General features: G+C 48.3%; 19 protein-coding genes and 5 tRNA genes. 11 read left to right on the top strand and 13 right to left on the bottom strand.

Annotation, left to right across the window (positions count from 1 at the left end):
• Nucleotide 1: 1 nt before the first annotated feature.
• A complete protein-coding gene (gene urtB / locus MKY92_RS06915) occupies nt 2-907 on the bottom strand; it encodes an urea ABC transporter permease subunit UrtB (RefSeq protein WP_036610830.1) in 906 nt (301 codons plus the stop codon).
• 181 nt (nt 908-1088) lie between these two features.
• Complete coding sequence (gene urtA / locus MKY92_RS06910) at nt 1089-2339, bottom strand: urea ABC transporter substrate-binding protein (RefSeq protein ID WP_237176519.1); 1251 nt, start codon at nt 2337-2339, stop codon at nt 1089-1091.
• Between the two features lie 261 nt (nt 2340-2600).
• Here urtA and MKY92_RS06905 point away from each other — a divergent pair, with 261 nt between their 5' ends.
• The 6 genes from MKY92_RS06905 to MKY92_RS06880 all read left to right on the top strand — a co-directional run bounded on the left by MKY92_RS06905 (nt 2601) and on the right by MKY92_RS06880 (nt 7622).
• The gene (locus MKY92_RS06905; protein ID WP_076209470.1) at nt 2601-2903 is read left to right on the top strand and encodes an urease subunit gamma; all 303 of its coding nucleotides are present in this window, start codon (nt 2601-2603) and stop codon (nt 2901-2903) included.
• Between the two features lie 17 nt (nt 2904-2920).
• On the top strand, nt 2921-3310 hold the full coding sequence (locus MKY92_RS06900) for an urease subunit beta (RefSeq protein ID WP_211084139.1): 390 nt from the start codon (nt 2921-2923) through the stop codon (nt 3308-3310).
• Nucleotides 3307-5025, top strand: coding sequence for an urease subunit alpha (gene ureC, locus MKY92_RS06895; protein ID WP_017690019.1), 1719 nt, complete (start codon nt 3307-3309; stop codon nt 5023-5025). The genes MKY92_RS06900 and ureC overlap by 4 nt, the downstream gene beginning before the upstream one ends.
• A 274-nt stretch (nt 5026-5299) precedes the next feature.
• A complete protein-coding gene (locus MKY92_RS06890; RefSeq protein WP_017690020.1) occupies nt 5300-5992 on the top strand; it encodes an urease accessory protein UreF in 693 nt (230 codons plus the stop codon).
• A 33-nt stretch (nt 5993-6025) separates the two neighbouring features.
• Nucleotides 6026-6745: an urease accessory protein UreG gene (gene ureG, locus MKY92_RS06885; protein WP_017690021.1), complete on the top strand. Its 720-nt coding sequence runs from the start codon at nt 6026-6028 to the stop codon at nt 6743-6745.
• Nucleotides 6720-7622, top strand: coding sequence for an urease accessory protein UreD (locus MKY92_RS06880; RefSeq protein ID WP_339299845.1), 903 nt, complete (start codon nt 6720-6722; stop codon nt 7620-7622). Before ureG ends, MKY92_RS06880 begins: the two co-directional genes overlap by 26 nt.
• A gap of 110 nt (nt 7623-7732) precedes the next feature.
• Here the strand turns inward: MKY92_RS06880 and MKY92_RS06875 are convergent, their stop codons facing one another.
• The 4 genes from MKY92_RS06875 to MKY92_RS06860 all read right to left on the bottom strand — a co-directional run bounded on the left by MKY92_RS06875 (nt 7733) and on the right by MKY92_RS06860 (nt 8681).
• Entirely contained in the window at nt 7733-8158 is a 426-nt protein-coding gene (locus MKY92_RS06875) for a helix-turn-helix transcriptional regulator (protein WP_221819173.1), read from the bottom strand.
• A 169-nt stretch (nt 8159-8327) separates the two neighbouring features.
• A tRNA-Leu gene (locus MKY92_RS06870) sits at nt 8328-8410 on the bottom strand.
• Nucleotides 8411-8427: 17 nt separating this feature from the next.
• A tRNA-Lys gene (locus MKY92_RS06865) sits at nt 8428-8503 on the bottom strand.
• A gap of 106 nt (nt 8504-8609) precedes the next feature.
• Nucleotides 8610-8681: transfer RNA gene (locus tag MKY92_RS06860), tRNA-Glu, on the bottom strand.
• A 307-nt stretch (nt 8682-8988) separates the two neighbouring features.
• Between MKY92_RS06860 and MKY92_RS06855 the strand changes: the two genes are divergently transcribed.
• Nucleotides 8989-9765: a DeoR/GlpR family DNA-binding transcription regulator gene (locus tag MKY92_RS06855; RefSeq protein ID WP_047842021.1), complete on the top strand. Its 777-nt coding sequence runs from the start codon at nt 8989-8991 to the stop codon at nt 9763-9765.
• Between the two features lie 4 nt (nt 9766-9769).
• Nucleotides 9770-10666 (top strand): Cof-type HAD-IIB family hydrolase, encoded by an 897-nt coding sequence (locus tag MKY92_RS06850; RefSeq protein ID WP_036610865.1) that lies wholly within the window; start codon nt 9770-9772, stop codon nt 10664-10666.
• 64 nt (nt 10667-10730) lie between these two features.
• Here the strand turns inward: MKY92_RS06850 and MKY92_RS06845 are convergent, their stop codons facing one another.
• Together MKY92_RS06845 and MKY92_RS06840 are read right to left on the bottom strand one after the other, a co-directional pair.
• Nucleotides 10731-11402 (bottom strand): MgtC/SapB family protein, encoded by a 672-nt coding sequence (locus MKY92_RS06845; RefSeq protein ID WP_017690026.1) that lies wholly within the window; start codon nt 11400-11402, stop codon nt 10731-10733.
• Nucleotides 11403-11495: 93 nt separating this feature from the next.
• Complete coding sequence (locus MKY92_RS06840; protein WP_339299843.1) at nt 11496-12155, bottom strand: flavin reductase family protein; 660 nt, start codon at nt 12153-12155, stop codon at nt 11496-11498.
• Between the two features lie 104 nt (nt 12156-12259).
• Here MKY92_RS06840 and MKY92_RS06835 point away from each other — a divergent pair, with 104 nt between their 5' ends.
• Nucleotides 12260-12958 carry a winged helix-turn-helix domain-containing protein gene (locus MKY92_RS06835; RefSeq protein ID WP_339299842.1) on the top strand — a complete coding sequence of 233 codons (699 nt, stop codon included), beginning with the start codon at nt 12260-12262 and terminating at the stop codon, nt 12956-12958.
• Between the two features lie 221 nt (nt 12959-13179).
• Here the strand turns inward: MKY92_RS06835 and MKY92_RS06830 are convergent.
• The 3 genes from MKY92_RS06830 to MKY92_RS06820 form a co-directional block, all read right to left on the bottom strand.
• A tRNA-Ser gene (locus MKY92_RS06830) sits at nt 13180-13268 on the bottom strand.
• 6 nt (nt 13269-13274) lie between these two features.
• Nucleotides 13275-13350: transfer RNA gene (locus tag MKY92_RS06825), tRNA-Asn, on the bottom strand.
• 94 nt (nt 13351-13444) lie between these two features.
• Complete coding sequence (locus MKY92_RS06820; protein ID WP_036669054.1) at nt 13445-13906, bottom strand: SprT family protein; 462 nt, start codon at nt 13904-13906, stop codon at nt 13445-13447.
• Nucleotides 13907-14025: 119 nt separating this feature from the next.
• Here MKY92_RS06820 and MKY92_RS06815 point away from each other — a divergent pair, with 119 nt between their 5' ends.
• Both MKY92_RS06815 and cmpA read left to right on the top strand, forming a co-directional pair.
• Nucleotides 14026-14382, top strand: coding sequence for a hydrolase/acyltransferase (locus MKY92_RS06815; protein WP_339299840.1), 357 nt, complete (start codon nt 14026-14028; stop codon nt 14380-14382).
• Nucleotides 14383-14564: 182 nt separating this feature from the next.
• Entirely contained in the window at nt 14565-14708 is a 144-nt protein-coding gene (cmpA, locus tag MKY92_RS06810) for a cortex morphogenetic protein CmpA (protein ID WP_017690033.1), read from the top strand.
• A gap of 186 nt (nt 14709-14894) precedes the next feature.
• On the opposite strand, the gene MKY92_RS06805 is transcribed toward cmpA, so the two are convergent.
• Nucleotides 14895-17117: a Tex family protein gene (locus MKY92_RS06805; RefSeq protein ID WP_339299839.1), complete on the bottom strand. Its 2223-nt coding sequence runs from the start codon at nt 17115-17117 to the stop codon at nt 14895-14897.
• Nucleotides 17118-17390: 273 nt separating this feature from the next.
• Nucleotides 17391-19580 (bottom strand): alpha-galactosidase, encoded by a 2190-nt coding sequence (locus MKY92_RS06800; protein ID WP_339299838.1) that lies wholly within the window; start codon nt 19578-19580, stop codon nt 17391-17393.
• Nucleotides 19581-19730: the final 150 nt, after the last annotated feature.

Below are 19730 nucleotides of genomic sequence, written 5' to 3'. Positions count from 1 at the left end.
GTTAATCGAGACTCCGTGTGCGCATCGCGACCAATCCGCGTGGTTTCCATTGCAGGAAAGCAACGATACATACAAACACAAGCACCTTGCCAATGGAGGCCGAGGTATAGGTTTCGAACAGCGTGTTGAACATACCAATCCCCAATGCACCACACACGGTTCCGACCAATTTCCCCACGCCACCCAGAACAACGACCATGAAAGCATCCACAATATAATACGTACCAAGCGAAGGACCAATCGGACCAATGAGCGTTAACGCACAGCCAGCAATTCCGGCAATGCCCGAACCAATCGCAAAGGTCATGCCATCCACCCGCCGGGTGGAAATCCCAAGACACCCCGCCATGCTCCGATTTTGCATTACAGCCCTCATTCGTCTTCCGGAAGATGTTCGATAGATATAGAGATACATACACAGCAGCACAACCGCAACCAGTGCGATAATGAAAATTCGTTTATACGGAAATACAATACCATCCGAGATCGCCAATCCCCCATTGAGCCAAGCCGGACTGGATACTCCCACATTTGGTGCTCCGAATATGGTACGGGCCAGTTGTTGCAGCATCATACCTACACCCCATGTCGCAAGCAGACTATCCAGCGGCCTGCCATACAGATGCCTGATCAGCACCACTTCAAGCAACCAGCCAATCAGAGCCGCCACAATGAACGCAATCGGCAGAGCCACAACAAAGTAGGCACCAAACCACGCCGCTGGAGCATAGGACATGAACAGATTTTGTGTTACATACGTTGCATATGCACCGATCATGATCAGTTCACCGTGAGCCATATTGATGACATTCATCAGCCCAAATGTTACCGCCAGACCGAGTGCAATCAACAACAAAATCGAACTGATACTCAGACCATTGAACATCTGCAGGATAAACATATCCATCGCTATCCCCTCCTCCATACCGTGACTCTCGATATTTCACATGACTTCAATTAGCGGCAGGAACATTCCCACATTACAGTAACGCTTTACCGCGATACGGTGAGAGGATGTGTTGTCACACCCTCGTTTATGTTTTGGCTGCTTTGAAGCAAGTTGCCTGTTTTATTGCGAGGTTTCTATGTTATTTAGCGCTGAGGGAAGCTCCCCATTCATACGTTTTCAGATAAGGGTCCGGCTTGACAGGCTCCCCAGAATTCCACAATTCCTTGAACTGCCCATCCTCCTGCACCTCACCGATCCGTACGGTTTTGTAGATATGCTGATTCTCTCCATCCACGGTTACCTTACCTTCCGGGGCATCAAACTCCAGACCCTTGGCAGCTGCCTTCACCTTCTCCACGTCGGTTGATCCTGCTTTTTCCACCGCCGCCTTCCAGAGATAAACCGCCACATATCCCGCTTCAATCGGATCAGCTGTCACTCGATCAGCACCGTATTTTTCTTTATACTTGGCAACAAATGTAGCATTTTCAGGTGTATCCGTTGTCTGATAATAATTCCACGAAGCCAGATGCCCCTTCAATACGTCTGCGCCGATGCCACGGATTTCTTCCTCCGCCACACTCACCGAGAGGGTCGTCATCTGATCCGAGGAGATTCCGGCATCCTTCAATTGTTTGAAGAAGGCCACATTGCTATCTCCGTTCAGTGTATTGTATACAATATCCGGCTTCGCAGCTTTGATTTTGCTAATGATGGTACTGTAATCGGTATGTCCCAGCGGTGTATATTCCTCACCCACTACTTCGCCGCCTTCTGCTGCGAGTTGTGCCTTAATGACCTGATTGGCCGTTTTTGGGAATACATAATCTGAACCGAGCAGATAAAACGTCTTGCCCCTGTTCTCCAGTAACCAGGTTACAGATGGAACGATCTGTTGATTGGTTGTTGCTCCTGTATAAAAAATATTTGGCGACGATTCCAATCCCTCATATTGCACCGGGTAAAACAATAAACCTTTGTTCTGTTCAAACACTGGGAGCATAGCCTTCCGACTTGCAGAGGTCCATCCACCAAATACAGCAGCGACCTTATCCTGTTGCAGTAACTTCCCAGCCTTCTCCGCAAAAGTAGGCCAATCCGAAGCGCCATCCTCAATTACCGGTTCAATCTGTTTACCCAAAACTCCGCCCGCGGCGTTAATCTCTTCAATGGCAAGCATCTCCGCATCTTTAACAGATACTTCACTGATCGCCATCGTTCCGCTGAGAGAGTGAAGAATGCCAACTTTAATCGTATCCCCGGATGCAGCCGGCTCTCCTGTACCACCTGAACCCGAAGCTTCAGGAGGTGCAGCTCCCTCCACACATCCTGTCATCACAATGACCGCACCCAGCAAAATACTCCATAACTTGACCGACCTCTTCTTCAATAGCCTACACTCCCTTTTTTTAGTCTATTGACGAACATTAAGGTCATTTGCGTCCGAAATGTTCGTTGATCCAAATTATGGAGGGTTCCTCTCTTCATGTCAATATAGCTTACACAATTTTATTTCATGCCTACTCGTTTCATGCATACTGCTAATATGCCTTGATGCTTATTGACAAAGGATTCACCCTGTGTGAGTATATTTAACATACAATATGATCCATGAACATATCAGACGTTATAAGCGAAAGGTCGGATTGCCTTGCACTGGACTGAGCAGGAAAAGGAAAAACTCCTGATTACCGTGGCCGCTAACCTCGCCCGTGAACGAAGAGCACGCGGACTCAAGTTGAATGTTCCCGAAGCCATCGCCTTGTTGACCTCCGAACTGATGGAACGAGCACGGGATGGAATGAGTGTTGCCGAATTAATGAGATACGGAGGCACCATCCTGACACGTGAAGACTGTATGGATGGTGTTCCCGATATGATTCCTGAAGTACAGGTAGAAGCCACATTTCCTGACGGTACAAAACTGGTTACTGTACATGAACCTATACGCTGAGAAAGGCAGGAGAAACCATGATTCCTGGTGAATACCGTTTGAAGCCAGATGACGACATCATCTGTCATCCGGATCGTTTAACCCTACGACTCCTTGTCCTTAACCGCGGCGACCGCCCCGTCCAAGTTGGCTCTCACGTTCACTTCTATGAAGTTAATGCAGCACTGGACTTTGATCGCACGTCAGCTTTTGGACATCGCCTGCACATTCCGGCAGGCACCGCAGTCCGCTTCGAACCTGGTGAAGAGAAACCGGTTGAACTCACGACCTTTGGCGGCAAACGCCAGATTCACGGGTTCAACGGATTAACCGAAGGCTCTGCGGATCAAGCTCCTGATCCACTGAAACTGGAGGCATTCCTGAAGACGTTCTCCCCTCCCATACCAGATGGAGGTGAACCTTCATGAAACGAATGAGCCGTGAACAATACGCGTCCATGTTTGGACCAACAACCGGCGATGCCGTAAGACTTGCGGATACCGAACTATGGGCAGAGATTGAACATGATTATGCCGTATACGGAGATGAGAGCAAGTTCGGAGGTGGTAAGGTTATCCGCGACGGAATGGGCCAGTCTACTACTGCTCTGCGAAGCGACGGCACCCCTGATACTGTCATCACTAACGCTATCATTATCGATCATTGGGGCATTGTAAAAGCGGATATCGGCATTCGGGATGGTCACATCTGCGCCATTGGCAAATCCGGTAACCCGGATACAATGGATGGTGTTCATCCCGCACTGGTCATCGGTGCTTCCACCGAAATCATCGCCGGTGAAGGCATGATTGTAACCGCTGGCGGTATTGATACCCATATTCATTTTATCTGCCCACAGCAGATTCAGACTGCGTTATCCTCCGGGGTCACGACCATGATCGGCGGCGGAACAGGACCTGCAACAGGAACTAAAGCCACCACCTGCACACCAGGAGCCTGGCACATCCACCGGATGTTAGAATCGGCAGAGGCTTTTCCCATGAACATCGGTTACCTTGGCAAAGGCAACAGTTCCAGCACCGCACCTTTAATCGAACAGATTGAAGCGGGTGTAATCGGCCTGAAGCTGCATGAGGATTGGGGCACCACCCCTAGTGCTATCGATGCTTGCCTGACTGCCGCCGGGGAACATGATGTTCAAGTCGCTATCCATACCGATACATTGAACGAAACCGGATTTCTCGAAAACACCCTGGCTGCGATCAACGGCCGGACGATCCACACGTACCATACGGAAGGCGCTGGTGGCGGACACGCACCGGATATTATCCGGGCCGCTGGGGAGTCCTACGTTATTCCCTCATCAACCAACCCAACACGACCGTACACCCGCAACACTGTAGAAGAGCATCTCGATATGTTGATGGTGTGTCATCACCTGGACCCTTCCATTCCGGAAGATGTAGCTTTTGCCGATTCACGGATTCGTCCAGAGACAATCGCAGCCGAAGACATTTTGCATGATCTTGGCGTGTTCAGCATCATCAGTTCCGATTCTCAAGCCATGGGCCGAGTGGGTGAAGTCATTATCCGCACCTGGCAGACAGCCGACAAAATGAAAAAACAGCGCGGCAAACTTGAGCTCAACCCGAATTCCCCCTCCGATAACGATCGGATCAAGCGATATGTCGCCAAGTACACCATCAATCCAGCGATCGCACACGGAATCGGTCATCTCGTCGGTTCGGTGGAAGTTGGCAAGCTGGCAGATCTGATCATATGGAAACCAGCTTATTTCGGTGTTAAACCCGAGATTGTCATCAAGGGTGGCATGATCACGTTCGCCCAGATGGGCGATCCCAATGCGTCCATCCCGACACCTCAGCCGGTATTTGGCAGACCGATGTTCGGAGCTTATGGTAGCGCCATTGCCAGCGGATCGATCACCTTTGTCTCCCAAGCCGCAGCAGATGCAGGAATCAAAGAGTCATTGGGCCTGAAAAAGCGGGTTGAACCCGTTAAAGGCTGTCGCTCGGTCAGCAAAAAAGACATGATTCACAACGACGTCACCCCTGTCATTGAAGTCGATCCTGAGACCTATGAGGTACGCGCCGACGGCGAGCTTCTCACCTGCGAACCCGCAGACGAGTTGCCTATGGCACAGCGGTACTTTATGTTTTGACATTTAATATAAAAAGCGAAAAATAAGTTGAACCATTCCGGTTACACATGGTCACTCCGCTGGCAGAACAACCTTCCGATCGCTGTTATCCCCAGATTTCTTTGATCCCCTTTTGAAAGGGAGAAATCTTGTGATAAAGGCGAGCGCTGCGCTTCTCCAGGCTTTTTCTGCCCTCTCCGTTTTCGTGTAAACCGCTTGCTCATCTGATATTTCTAAATTTTTTATATTAGATTTCGATTGTGAATTAAACACCAAGAGGAGGACACGTATCGTGATGAACAGTGGCACGAAGCTACTCCGTTATGTTCAGCTGCTGGATTCAGCCCTACCCATCGGTGGTTTCTCCCATTCCTTCGGTCTGGAAGCTTACACGCATGATGGCACCGTGCAAAACACCGCGCAGCTTGAACAGTTTATTCGCAGCCAGCTTCATTCCAGTCTTGTACGACTAGATGGTCTTGCCATCAAAGGTGTCTATCAGGCGATAAAACAGCAAGATGCCGCTCTACTTGCCCTGTATGACAAACGTGTCCACGCCCAGCGCTCCCCTCGGGAACTCAGGGAAAGCGGCCACAAAATGGGAAAACGACTGCTCAAGCTGGCCCGTTCACTCTATCCATGGATGGACTTTTCCCTGATTGATGAGGCCATACGGGAATACGGCGCGTATTGCGGCATCACGACCATTCACGGTTATATCAACTATCAATTGGAGATTGAATTGGATGAAGCCGTTACCGGGCATCTGTATACCTCAGTGAACGCTTATGTGAACAGCGCACTTCGCCTGCTGCCCATCGGACAAACCGAAGCGCAGATGTTGATTCAGAAATTGCTTGATGATATCGAAGCAGAATGGGCGCTCATTCGGGACAATGACCCGGAAGATATGCACAGCTTCGGAATCGCCCAGGAAATCTACGCCATGCGGCATGAGACCTTACCCGCGCGGCTGTTTATGTCTTAACTACAACTTTTATCTAACTTAGGAGGAATTGTTATGTGTGGAGGAGCTAATCATACGCATCATCCGGAGTGGGAACGTAAGGCATTTGATCGGAGTCGTCCGATGCGAATTGGAATTGGTGGACCGGTAGGTTCAGGTAAAACAGCCCTTGTGGAGAAGCTGTCCAAGGCACTGCGTACACGTTATAGCCTTGCTGTCATCACCAATGACATTTATACCAAGGAAGATGCCGAGATTTTGCTGCGTCAGAATGCATTGGCACCAGAGCGTATTATCGGCGTAGAGACAGGCGGATGCCCGCACACCGCTATTCGTGAGGATGCCTCCATGAATTTCGAAGCGGTTGACGAGTTGATTGAACGTTTCCCGGACCTACAACTAATCTTCATCGAGAGCGGCGGCGACAATCTCTCTGCTGCATTCAGTCCGGAACTGGCCGATGTGTTCATCTACATTATCGACGTTGCCCAAGGGGAGAAACTTCCTCGCAAAGGCGGTCCCGGCATCACACGTTCAGATCTGTTGTTAATCAACAAAACCGACCTCGCCCCTTACGTTGGTGCAAGCCTGGAAGTTATGAAAAATGATACCGAACGGGTACGCGAAGGCCGCCCTTATGTCATGTCTAATCTAATGAGCGGTGAAGGTGTATCCGAGATTGTCCACTGGCTCGAACATCAATATATGGATGACGATGCTTCCGCTGCACATCTGCATTCACACAGCCATGAACATGGCACTCACTCGCATTAATTCATCTTCTGTCCCCACGGGAACAGAGATAACTAGGAATGAAAGTGCAGGTGCGCCCGTCACACGCCGCAGCGAGCTTCGGGCCAACTTTGCCTTTCAAGGCGACCGGACTGTCATGACTGATCGTTATTACAGCGCACCACTCCGGTTTAGCCGATCTTTTCGGCCTCCCGGAGGCGGAACCGAATTATGTGTGTACACGTCAGACGTCTCGCCCGGAGTCCTTAACGGGGATCTTTATCATTCCGAGTGGGAATTAGGTGAAGGCACCCATGTCATGTTGAGCAGCACATCTGCTACCAGACTCCATCCCACACCTTCCATTCCTTCATCCGTTAATCATCACTTTCGGTTGGGAAAAGGGGCCACGCTGGAATACTTCCCTGAATGCGTCATTCCCTTCAAGGGAAGTTCTTCTTCGCTCGCTGTAACCTTTGAGCTGGAAGAACAGGCGATTCTGGCTTATGCAGATATCTGGTCTGCCGGACGGATTCATCGGGGAGAAGCGTTCCAATTCGAGCGTTACCGCAGCTTGACGGAGATATGGCAAGGAGAGCAACTGGCTGTCTGGGATCGATTCGGACTCGAACCGGATACCGATGATCCCAAACACTCGGCGTCTCTCCTTCACTATACCCATACCGCTGCGTTGTGGATGATTGCCCCAGGACTGGGCACTACGGAGTTGGAGCAAGTCAGATCCGCGCTGCCACCAGATGGACGAATGCTCGCAGGTGCAAGTTTGCTGGCAACAGGTGGCATCGGCGTTCGACTCCTTGGCATGGCAGCTTGGGAGCTTCAGGAGAAGTGTCTTCAGATCTGGAACACACTCCGCCCACATCTGCTGGGCAAAGAAACCCTCGCCTTTCGTAAATAAGGACGTGAAGTAAGCATGGTTAACACAAAAACCTCTGAACTGTCTCCGAGTGTGTTCGGATTAGTCCAGAGGTTTTTGTACATTCAGTCTATGGATGCTGCTCATATCACTTACGCTTCATTTTCCTCAGAATCGTTCTCTGATTTGTTCTCAGTTTTATAGCGATAGTCGCCTGCATCCTTGCTTTCCTTCGATTTGCGGTAACGGGTGAACTCAATATATTCGCTGATAAAAGACTGTTCCACAGTCGATAATTCACTTTCTTGGCAATTCAATTGCCGCAAAACGTCAAAAAAATAATCCTCCCGTTTTTCCCGAACCATCGCTTCCTTCGATGGACGTCCAATCATGAGCCAGTCGAGGCTCACATCAAAAAACGAAGCAATCTCAATTAATTTATTCGTACTCGGAATAGACTTGCCACGTTTCCAATCACCCAGATTGCCTGTGCTGATCTTCAGCTGTTGACAGAAAGCCTTCTTGGTCATTCCTCGTTCGGCAATCAGGTGTTCAATTCGCTCATAGATCGACTGCATACAAGAACCGCCTTCCAACCGTAATAATCAACTCATCTGCTTGAATTATACCACATTATTCCTGAATGCTCAGCCTTTATATGCCTGGAACAGGATGAGGTATATCGTATAACACAAAGATAGACTCCCATGAATGATCATAGAAGTCTATCTTATATTGTTGCTGTGATGCGGTCGAGAGGACTCGAACCTCCACGGGTATACACCCACTACCCCCTCAAGATAGCGTGTCTGCCATTCCACCACGACCGCATATTCAATTGTAAAAATGGTGAGCCATGAAGGGCTCGAACCTTCGACACCCTGATTAAAAGTCAGGTGCTCTACCAACTGAGCTAATGGCTCTTGCTGTAAACTTCACCGGATGTGCCATGCTTCATTCTTGTCTATAAGAGCAATGACTTTGAGGATTACTCATCGAAAATGTATATCTCATGAGGTGGTGAAGATATGACCCGTAGGGGATTCGAACCCCTGTTACCTCCGTGAAAGGGAGGTGTCTTAACCCCTTGACCAACGGGCCTTAATAACAAGTTGTCTTTCTTGGCGACAAGAATGAGTATACCACAGGATAATTTGAACTTGCAATACTTTTTTTGAAATTTATTTTTCAAGCGTTTTTGTCCATTGCATACTGTAATTCAGAGCCCCGTTATAGCCACCTCCCCTATTCATGCCAGTGTCATCACTGTGCAGGAAAAATGTAAATCATTCATTAAAACACTTACAAAAACTTACGTTCACTTATAATATTGCAAATCACATTAAAAATACTTATAATTAAAGTATCAGTATAAGTACGGTCATCCATACACTCGGAGGTGACATGTTTGTTTCAAGAAGAACGAATGCAGCTCATTGTTGAACATCTACGCAAACACAATCGCATCTCAGCCGATGATATTGTCGCCTTGTTTGATGTATCACGGGATACTGCACGCAGGGATCTGATTAAGCTTGAGGAACAGGATGCCATTATCCGAACACGTGGCGGCGCGATTCTCCCCCCTCCTCCGCAAGAATTTAGATCCTACAAAGACCGTTTACTCGATGTATCTGAGGAAAAGAGGGCCATCGGCAAACTCGCTGCGGCCATTGTAAGGGAAGGCGAGATTATTATTCTGGACTCATCCACGACTGTGCAGGCCTGTGCCGAGAACTTAAACGGCAAATCCTGTACCGTCATTACCAATTCGATTCATTCCGCTGATCTTCTCTCCAATCACACTGCTGTCCAGATTCGTTTGCTCGGAGGCAAAGTAGATAAGGAACAACGTTATGTCTACGGTACCTCTGTTATCGAGACCCTCTCCCACTATTATGTAGATAAAGCCTTTATCGGAATTGGCGGTATCACCATGGATGGCTTCAGTGCTTCCGAAGAGGAAGGGAAGATTAAACACCAAATGATGAAAGCTGCCAAGAAAGTTGTTGTTCTTGCAGATCAATCCAAGTTTGATAGACGTTATGGTTATCGTTTTGCCGACTGGTCATTGGTGGATGTATTGATTACGGATCAATGGCCAACCAAAGAATGGCTTGTTTTTCTAGCCGAACAACAGGTTGAGATTCTCATTCCTGAACCTACAGATGATAAGGAGTTGTAAATATATGAAATTATTTGCCACAGATTTAGATGGAACTTTGTTGAACATAGATAGCCAGATTAGCCCGGAGAATGCCGCAGCCATCCAAAAGGCCCAGCAATCTGGTATGAAAGTTACCATTGCAACAGGACGTGTCTATTCCGATGTTGTGACCATCAGCCGCGAAGGTGGAATCAAAACACCAATTATTGGCTCCAACGGAGCGACAATTCATGATGCAGACGGTGAACGTTTATTCCATCTTCCGCTCGAGCGTGACACAGCAGCTTCCGTCATGCAGTGGCTGGAAGATCATGATGTCTATTATGAGGCTTCAACACAACAAGGCATCTATGCCCCGCGTAGCAGTCATGAGACCTTGCTCGCCGAGATGGAACGTGTTCTTGGTTCAAACCCTGGTGAGGACATTGCACGCATGATTCGCTCCATCAAGAAACACTATGACAAAAAAGACTACCACCGCGTAAACAGCCATCTCGAAATTCCGGCAGAAGCCTACATCTATAATATTATGGCCTTCTCCATGAATCCGGACAAAGTAAAGACAGGACGAGAATACTTCGCTTCCCGATCCGATGTCGCTATGGTTGTATCCTTTGAACATAACTTCGAAATGCAGCACCCGGACGTATCCAAAGGTAATGCCCTCACCAAACTGGCGGCTCACCTGAACATCTCCATGGAAGATACAGTAGCGATCGGTGATAACTTCAACGATGTCTCCATGTTAAAAATGGCAGGACTCGGCATCGCCATGGGTAATGGCGAACCCGAGATCCAGGCATTAGCCAAAGCCATAACGCTGACCAATGTGGAGCACGGTGTTGCCCATGCCATCGAGTGCCTGCTTGAAGGCAAACCGGTATCCCGCCCAGAAACAATTGTCGGAGAAGGTCAGTAATTGAACCCATACTGAATTAAGCACTGAACCTGCATGGTCGCCTGTTGAGCCATGCAGGTTCGCTTCATTTTAACTCCGCAGATCGAACGTGAGGCACGTCCTGTAACAAAATAATCAGTTGCTCGCCCCGGTATGAACCCGGTAGTTGCAATGTGAACTCAAGCACAGTCTCTTCCACGGAGTCCGTGCTTGTTTGCTGTTCAGTCTTAAATCCGATGACCGAGATCTTTTCCTGTCCCAGCAGTGCCAAAACAGTCTTCAAGGCCTCTCCTTCATTTTGCAGATGGATGGTTAACGTCTCTGTTCGGGCGGATACCAACCAACGTGTGGGTCTATGCAGTAACATCTGTGCCACGACAATAAGCAGTGTCACGCCTGCACCGGTCCAATACAGACCTGAACCCACAGCAAGTCCCATGCCTGCCGTAGCCCATATGCCAGCCGCTGTGGTCAATCCCCTGACCGTATGCCGCTGTGTGAAGATCATCCCGGCTCCAATGAACCCCACACCGCTAACGACTTGTGCAGCAATCCTTGACGGATCAAGAGACAGATTGTCCCAGCCAGCCTGGTCCTGGAATCCGTACTTCGATACAATCATCATCAGTGCAGCACCTACAGCAACCACAAAATGAGTACGAATTCCCGCCTCTTTCATTCGGTTCTTGCGCTCATATCCGATTAGCACACCACATATTCCAGCTATGAGTACACGCATCAAATATTCCACTTCCATGCACATCACCTCTTTCATTATGTATATGCTTACATGAGTCTATCTTTACTATTACCCAATCTTTACATGACTAATAAAAAGCCTCTACTCAGGTCAATTCTCAACCCGGAAATTTTCCCCTTGTCTCTTGCCCAATCCGAAATAATGTCTGAAATTATATATCAGCGGATGCCATTCCTCCGGATTAATTTTGTTCGGTCCAGATATTAGTTTGGTGTGCGCGTGCACCTTCAACGCTTTCACTTCAACAATCGCCATGAACGGTGTATGTTCAGGAATACGTATGTGTTGTACAGCCGCTTCAATCTGGAGCGGACATTCAACTATTTTATCTGGTGCTACCTGAACCGAGCATTCAGATGTCAGTCCAGCTACAGTGAATTTATCATGACAATATTCATAGCCCATCTTCCTTTTCTCCTCAGGAACCGGGGTAACTCCCGTATAACGACCCAATGCCTCAACCTTTTTCCACATGGTCGCGTCCGGCAGATTAATTACACACTCCGGGTTTCGACTCAGATTTTCATAGGCTTTGCCCTGTGTACCTAGACCGAGAACCAGACAATCCCCCAGTGCCCAAGACGAGGATAATGGTGACAGGTTGGTTGATCCATCCTCATTTAATGTGCTCAGCAGCACTACAGGCGTACCATAATATAAAATACTCGGGTTAATCGTTTCATGTTGAATCACTGCTGGACTCTCCGACAACTGCTCTGTAGCAAAGTCCTGTTTCGTTATCTTTTTCATCCTGAACCTCTCCTGTTCCCATTCCAATGATATATAAGCTCAATCTGACCGTAGGACGATACAACTGGATTGTAATACAGTAATAGTTCAGATATGATCGAAGTATGAATGTATATCCGAATATTACTGTTATTGCGTCGTTAATCGCTGATCCAAGCCGCGCTATTTTTCTGTCATCCTTACTGGATGGCCGTGCGTTGCCTGCAGGAGAGCTTGCTCATATGGCAAGTGTCACTCCCCAGACGGCAAGCAGCCATTTAGCTAAACTCGTAGAGGGAGGATTACTCGAAGTTGAACAACAAGGACGCCACCGATACTACCGTCTTGCAAGTAAAGAAATTGCTAATCTGATTGAAACGATGGCCAGTATTGCCCCGCCGGTACAGGTACGCTCTCTCAAACAATCCAATCAGCTTCAACAATTGAGTTATGCACGGACTTGTTATGGTCATTTGGCCGGCAAATTGGGAATTTCACTCTGTGAAGCCTTGTTAGAGAAGGGGTATCTTACGGAGCCCGAAGAGACACACAGTAAGGATTATCATGTTACGGAGAAAGGAACGCAATGGTTCACTACGTTTGGAATTAAACTTCAGATGAAGCCAGGATCACGCCGGGCCATCGCTCGTAAATGTCTGGATTGGAGCGAACGCCGTCATCATCTCTCAGGTATGCTCGGGGAACAACTCAGACATCGATTATCGGAACTGGACTGGATTCGTCAAAAAACAGGAAGTCGCTCTGTCGAAGTAACGGAAGCAGGCAAGAAAGGTTTATACGAGATGTTGAGCATCACACTTTAAGCAGAAGCGTATACAAGGGATAACCAAAGATCAGTAAACGCAAAAAATCCCCTTCACACTGACCGTTAACCGGTCTAATGTGAAGGGGATTTTTTGTGCAATCAGAACGGAGAGAGAGGGATACTCTCACTTCGTTCGAGACTGCGAAGTATTGCTAACGAAGCTTATGCTCCGACGAACCTTTAGGGTTCTCATCCCTTTGCAGAGAAGTTTATTCAGAACGGAGAGAGAGGGATTCGAACCCTCGCACCGCTTACGCAGTCTAACCCCTTAGCAGAGGGTCCCCTTATAGCCACTTGGGTATCTCTCCAAGAAATGGCTCCCCGAACAGGGCTCGAACCTGTGACAACTCGATTAACAGTCGAGTGCTCTACCAACTGAGCTATCAGGGAAAATTAACTTGAATAAGATTAATCTATCATGATTAATAATCCAAGTCAACATGCCTTTCATCACTTTACTTACGCATAGCGAACAATGCACACATCAAATATTCTGAAGGCCCAGTTTTCCCGCGCAACGACCACAACGGTATCGCTTCGGATCTATTTTCCGCTTGCGCAAATATTCCGTACCACAGCTCTTGCACACCAGCTTATAACGATATGGCAGCGGCTTTCTGCCTTTGCCGTCAGGAAGTGATTGGCAGTAACGCGAGCCGCCTACCTTCTGCAATAAAGCCTTGAATTCCGGGTCACGATGCTGATAGCCGCGCCCACGAATATGCAGATGATAGTGACACAGCTCATGCTTGATAATTTTCTCAACCTCATCTCGCCCATAGGCTTCGAGTTGATGCGGATTGATCTCAATCCGGTGACTTTTGAGCATATAACGCCCACCCGTCGTGGTCAGGCGACTGTTAAACAAAGCTTCATGGGTGAACGGCACTCCGAAATGATCCAGTGATACCTGTTCAATCCATTGTTGCAATTCCTCATTTTCCATCAGTATCCTCTCCTTGCACCCCCTCGGAGCATTTGTTTTTCCGGCATAATACTTGAATTTTAACCGTTTCGTAGGCTACACTGTCAAGTAGAATGTATGAGGGGAGATTATTACTCGTTATGCCTACAATGCGCTATGTCATCCTGCAGCAGGAACAACAATTGCAGTTCGTGGAAATGCCGGCAGATTACGCCTATCAACTCAGTGCGCTCAACCTGCGCCTGCACAAGGAAATTGATAAACTCACTGCAGCAGATGTCCCTGTCCTGCCTTGGGCGATCGCCGAATGTGACAGCCTCGATCTCCTAAACGAAAATCTTATTATCATCGGCGGCCTTGATTATATCAATGCGCTTGAAGAATCTTTTGCAGCACTACGTGAAAGCCATTATCCTTTGATTTCTCTGCTTACCGAAATCCGGGCTCTTCAGGCCCAATTGGAACAATGGTATGAAGAAGAGATGGAAGCTCTCTAATTCACTACAGTTATCATTTCATAATGATGAGAACGAAAAGCACATCTCCCTGAATTGGGAGTTGTGCTTTTTTTTGAATGAACAAGATTGATTTGCCGGAGGCCTCCACTTATCCCGCACAGTCCAGGCTATTGCCACATATGCTAACGTACAGATGAATTATGCAAGAGGAGGAGATACCCTTGCCTCAATGGCTTTGCAATCAACTGATGCGTGCATTTCACAAAAAGGACAGCCGGCAAATCAAGTTGCTGAACGAATGCTGGTTCTTTTATCGCAATAAACCAGCAAATGGCACACCACGTAGCGCGGAGAACGAACTTTAAGAGGTTGTTCATAAAAGTCTGCTTTGGATTACGAAGGATGGCCTTTTGAACACGCACTTTAAGAAAAAGCCATCATTATTCCCACCGTACTTACTTACTAAAGGAATTAGAACGGACAACGGGAACATTACTGTCGACAACAAACAGCCTTCCTGGTTAGGGAAGGCTGTTCTCCATTCCTACTATTTAAGAAGTCTGTTGCGCTGATGCAGGCTTCTTCATCGTCAGGCCGACACGGCCTTTTTTGGTATCCACATTCATAACCCAGACCGTTACATTATCCCCGACAGATACAACATCCATCGGATGTTTAACATACCCGTTGCTGAGCTGTGAGATATGGACAAGTCCATCACTCTTGATCCCAATATCAACAAAAGCACCGAAATCAATAACGTTCCGAACCGTACCTTGCAGCTCCATGCCTTCCACCAGATCCTCAATTTTCAATACATCTGTACGGAAGATTGGCAACGGCATTTCTTCACGCGGGTCACGACCCGGACGCTGCAAGCTGTCCAGAATGTCACGCAATGTAGGTACACCTACGTCCAGTTTCACAGCTAATTGCTCTGGCTGTTGCTCCGACAGTAACACCGACAGTTCCTTGCTTCCCAGCTTGTCCAGTGCAACCTGAAGCTCCTTGAACAGCTGATCCACTACCTTGTAAGACTCAGGGTGAATCGGTGTACGATCCAATGGATTCTCGCCCTCACCAATACGCATAAATCCTACGCACTGCTCGTAGGTTTTGGCACCCAGACGCGGAACCTTCTGAAGCTGACGGCGGTTCGTGAACCGGCCATTCTCTTCACGGTACTTCACAATGTTTTTGGCAATCGTAGCGTTAACTCCGGCTACATATGACAGTAACGAAGGTGATGCCGTATTCACGTCCACACCCACATGGTTAACTGCAGATTCCACGACAGCCTTCAGGCTTTCTTCGAGAATCTTCTGGGATACGTCATGCTGATATTGACCCACGCCAATGGCTTTTGGATCAATCTTAACCAACTCCGCAAGCGGATCTTGTACCCGGCGAGCAATGGAAGCCGCACTACGCTCTGCAACATCCAGATCAGGGAACTCTTCCTGGGCCAGCTTGGATGCAGAATATACGCTCGCGCCTGCTTCGTTAACGATTAGATACACAAGACTTTCGTCACCGTTTTCCTGAATGATCTCGGCTACAAACTGCTCCGTCTCACGTGATCCGGTACCATTACCAATGACGATCAGTCCGATATCATATTGCTTGATCATCCGATGAAATACTTCCGCAGCTTCACGTTTCTTGTTGTGTGGTGGCGTTGGGTAGGTCACAGCCACTTCCAGCAACTTGCCCGTATCATCTACTACAGCAAGTTTACAACCTGTACGAAAGGCAGGATCGACACCCAGCACACGTTTGCCATGAATCGGCGGTTGAAGCAACAGATTACGCAGATTGGCCGAGAATACCGATATAGCCTGATTTTCACCCTTTTCCGTGAGCTCTCCACGAACTTCACGCTCGATGGAAGGCGCAATCAGCCGCTTGTATGCATCTTCAATCACATCACGCAGGATATCCTGCACGGCAGAAGCACCACGAATGATCTGTCCTTCCATATGGCGATGGGCCGGTTCTGCCTGTACGTCCAGGCCGACTTTCAGAATACTCTCACGTTCACCGCGATTAATCGCGAGAATACGGTGTGGAGGCATCTTTTTGGCTAATTCGCGGTAATCATAATAATTCTCGTACACGGACTCCTCTTGAGCATCCTTCGCTTCTGAAGTCAGCATCCCGTGATCCAAGGTGTACCGACGAATCCAGGCACGAATGGCAGCATCGTCTGCGATATTCTCCGCCAGAATATCTTTGGCTCCCTGAAGCGCCGACTCCGCATCTTCTACACCCAGTTCAGCATTGATATATTTCGCAGCTTCCTGGAGTGCATCTCCTTGTTTCGGTTGACCCCAGATCCAACCAGCAAGGGGTTCAAGACCTTTTTCCTTGGCCACACTGGCACGTGTTTTACGCTTCTGACGGTAAGGTCGATACAAGTCTTCCACTTCTTGCAGCTTCACAGCTTGCGTAATGGATTGCTTCAGTTCTCCGGTCAGTTTGCCCTGTTCCTCTATAATACGGATGACTTCCAATTTGCGATCCTCAAGATTGCGCAGATAAACAATGCGTTCTTCAATCGATCGCAGCTGGTTCTCATCCAGCTCTCCAGTCATTTCTTTACGGTAGCGGGCGATAAATGGAATCGTATTGCCTTCGTCCAGAAGCTCCGACGTTGTGCGGACCTGCTTCAAGGACAGTGACAGTTCCTTGGCTACCTGTTTGATGATTCGTTCATGGCGTTCTGCCTTTATTGTTTCTTCATTGGGTTCCAGAACCGTTTCCTGTTCAGACAAAATAAATCCCTCTTTCCTTCCTGAATCGTTCGTTACAATCATTTCAGGGCAGCTTTGCTGCTGTAATTACAGTATAGTTAAACCATTTGTTTCTTCCACTCTACCCTATATTATCACAGAATCCCGTCCAGATTTCCATCAATCCGCAAGCATACAAGTTCTGACAGAATGATGTCATCCTCCAGCCTTCCCCAATACGTCAGAAAAAGACCGAAAAACGTCAACACGACGCTCCTCGGTCTTTCCGTTTAGAACTTTATATCCATTTGTAATCTATACGCGTTCAAAGCGGAACAGTTCGCTCAGATAATCTCCTGATGCACTGCCTACCGAAATACCGCCATACATGAGGGCATCGCCGGTAAAGGTCTCTGATCCGCCTTTCAGACGGTAATCCGCATTAGGGTCCAAACCTTTCAGCTTCAGGCGCTGAAGTGGCGCATTAGGCTCAGAGAGCACGCGGAAGTAGAATACAACAGCTTCGCTTCCATCCGGTGCAATAAACATCCACGCTGTCTCATTGCCTTCAAACGGACTGAGCAAACGACGGAATGTTCCATATTGAACCGTTCCACGAATCTCTTTGTACAGCTCAACCTGGGCTTTCACGATGTCATTCTCTTCCTCCGTGAATTTCGTCAGATCCAGCTCGTAACCGAAGTTGCCCGACATCGCAACATGTCCCCGAATTTCAAGTGAAGTGATCCGGTTGACCTGATGATTCGGTACCGCTGAGATATGCGACCCCATCGAACTTACCGGGTACACAAGACTCGTACCGTATTGAATCCGCAGGCGGGATATGGCATCCGTGTTATCACTTGTCCACGTCTGTGGCATGTAATACAGCATACCTGGATCGAAGCGGCCACCACCACCTGAACAGCTCTCGAACAGAATGTTCGGGAACGCCGAAGTGATTCGTTCCATGACCTCATACAACCCCAGCATATAACGATGCGCAGTCTCACGCTGTCTGTCTGCCGGAAGCAATGCGGAACCCACTTCCGTCATATTCCGGTTCATGTCCCATTTCACATAAGTGATTGGTGCAGAACCAAGTACGTCTGTTAACATGCGCACAATCTCATCACGTACATCCTGACGAGAGAAGTCGAGTACCAATTGTTGACGCCCTTCTGTCCGGCGACGATCAGGCACATGCAGACACCAGTCCGGGTGCGCACGATACAGCTCACTGTCTGGCGAGATCATCTCAGGCTCAAACCACAATCCAAACTGCATATCCAAACCTGTTACGCGGTTAGCCAGATCATCCAGTCCCTGTGGCAATTTGTTTTTATCTACAATCCAGTCACCCAGCGAGGAGTTGTCACTGTCCCGGTGTCCAAACCAGCCATCATCCAAGACAAACAGCTCAATACCCAGCTTCTGTCCAGCGCGAGCAATCTGTTCAATCTTGTCTGCATTGAATCCAAAGTAGGTTGCTTCCCAGTTATTGACCAGAACCGGACGTTCCGCATTGCGGAACTTACCACGCGCAAGACGCTCCCGATACAATTCGTGGTAGGACTGAGACATACCATCCAGACCTGCAGCCGAGTAAACCATAACCGTCTCAGGTGTCTGGAAAGCTTCTTGCGGCTCCAGCTTCCAGCTGAACTCGAACGGATTGATTCCGAGTGACACACGGGTGGTGTGGAACTGATCCACTTCAGCCTGTGCAGTGAAGCTGCCGCTATAAACGAGACTGAATCCGTAAACTTCACCTTGGTCTTCATCCGTGCCTGGTGTCATCAACGCAATAAATGGATTCTGCTGGTGACTGCTTGAACCACGACGGCTCTCAATCCCTTGCAGGCCTGAAGCAAGCGGTCTGCGAACGATATCACGTTCCCGTGTCCAAGCCCCTGACAATTGCAACAATTCATAATCAGCATGCGGGAAATCAACAGATGAACTGAGCGCACGCGCCACATTCACTGAGGTAGCGCTCTCATTAACGATACGCATGGAGCGTGTAATCGCATTAAATGCCGTAAAGGCTGTATAGGAAAGCTCGATTTTGATGCCTGCAACGCGGTCTTCCAACTCAATAACCAGCGTCTCTGCTTCGTCATCGGATTCAACATAGGTTGCTGGCAGTCCGGTAAGCGCTGCCTTTCCTTTGATCAATCGATGACCTGTATAGGTAAACTCCGAAACGGTTGAGCCATTCTCAAGTTCCAATTGAATTGCAGGATTACGGAAATCACTCGTGCCATACACTGGCAATTCCACTGGCAACGTATCGAATGAGATCGTACGATCCTCTGGCACCGGGTTGGGGCTAAAGGACGCTCGTTCTCTCCGCACATGCAACCAGCTCAGATCGGTGTCGCGTAATTTTTTGCCATAATACAAATGCACCAAATATCCTGAGGGCAGTACCTGGAATACGTAACTGGCCTCGCGGGTCTGTAAATGAAACTGAAGTTTCTCTTGATTGATGTAAATGCTCATATGTCTCCTCCACCTCTATATATAGGTCTTTCGGGTAAACGGTTTCTCAGGTTTCATTATAGCGAAAAGATCGCCAATGTTCTACGCTTTCATCAAGCTTAATCAAAAGAGCGCATAACAGCCCGAAGGATGTCATACGCTCTTTTGGTT

The organism is Paenibacillus sp. FSL R5-0623, from assembly GCF_037974265.1.
Lineage (GTDB): Bacteria > Bacillota > Bacilli > Paenibacillales > Paenibacillaceae > Paenibacillus.
This window is presented reverse-complemented; position numbering and strand designations above follow the sequence as displayed.

Excerpts from the sequence above, each read along its gene's own strand:
- urtB (WP_036610830.1), bottom strand. The coding sequence starts at position 907 with ATGGATATGTTTATCCTGCAGATGTTCAATGGTCTGAGTATCAGTTCG.
- MKY92_RS06900 (WP_211084139.1), top strand. The coding sequence starts at position 2,921 with ATGATTCCTGGTGAATACCGTTTGAAGCCAGATGACGACATCATCTGT.
- ureC (WP_017690019.1), top strand. The coding sequence starts at position 3,307 with ATGAAACGAATGAGCCGTGAACAATACGCGTCCATGTTTGGACCAACA.
- MKY92_RS06890 (WP_017690020.1), top strand. The coding sequence starts at position 5,300 with ATGAACAGTGGCACGAAGCTACTCCGTTATGTTCAGCTGCTGGATTCA.
- ureG (WP_017690021.1), top strand. The coding sequence starts at position 6,026 with ATGTGTGGAGGAGCTAATCATACGCATCATCCGGAGTGGGAACGTAAG.
- MKY92_RS06880 (WP_339299845.1), top strand. The coding sequence starts at position 6,720 with ATGAACATGGCACTCACTCGCATTAATTCATCTTCTGTCCCCACGGGA.
- MKY92_RS06875 (WP_221819173.1), bottom strand. The coding sequence starts at position 8,158 with ATGCAGTCGATCTATGAGCGAATTGAACACCTGATTGCCGAACGAGGA.
- MKY92_RS06850 (WP_036610865.1), top strand. The coding sequence starts at position 9,770 with ATGAAATTATTTGCCACAGATTTAGATGGAACTTTGTTGAACATAGAT.
- MKY92_RS06845 (WP_017690026.1), bottom strand. The coding sequence starts at position 11,402 with ATGGAAGTGGAATATTTGATGCGTGTACTCATAGCTGGAATATGTGGT.
- MKY92_RS06840 (WP_339299843.1), bottom strand. The coding sequence starts at position 12,155 with ATGAAAAAGATAACGAAACAGGACTTTGCTACAGAGCAGTTGTCGGAG.
- MKY92_RS06835 (WP_339299842.1), top strand. The coding sequence starts at position 12,260 with ATGAATGTATATCCGAATATTACTGTTATTGCGTCGTTAATCGCTGAT.
- MKY92_RS06820 (WP_036669054.1), bottom strand. The coding sequence starts at position 13,906 with ATGGAAAATGAGGAATTGCAACAATGGATTGAACAGGTATCACTGGAT.
- MKY92_RS06815 (WP_339299840.1), top strand. The coding sequence starts at position 14,026 with ATGCCTACAATGCGCTATGTCATCCTGCAGCAGGAACAACAATTGCAG.
- MKY92_RS06800 (WP_339299838.1), bottom strand. The coding sequence starts at position 19,580 with ATGAGCATTTACATCAATCAAGAGAAACTTCAGTTTCATTTACAGACC.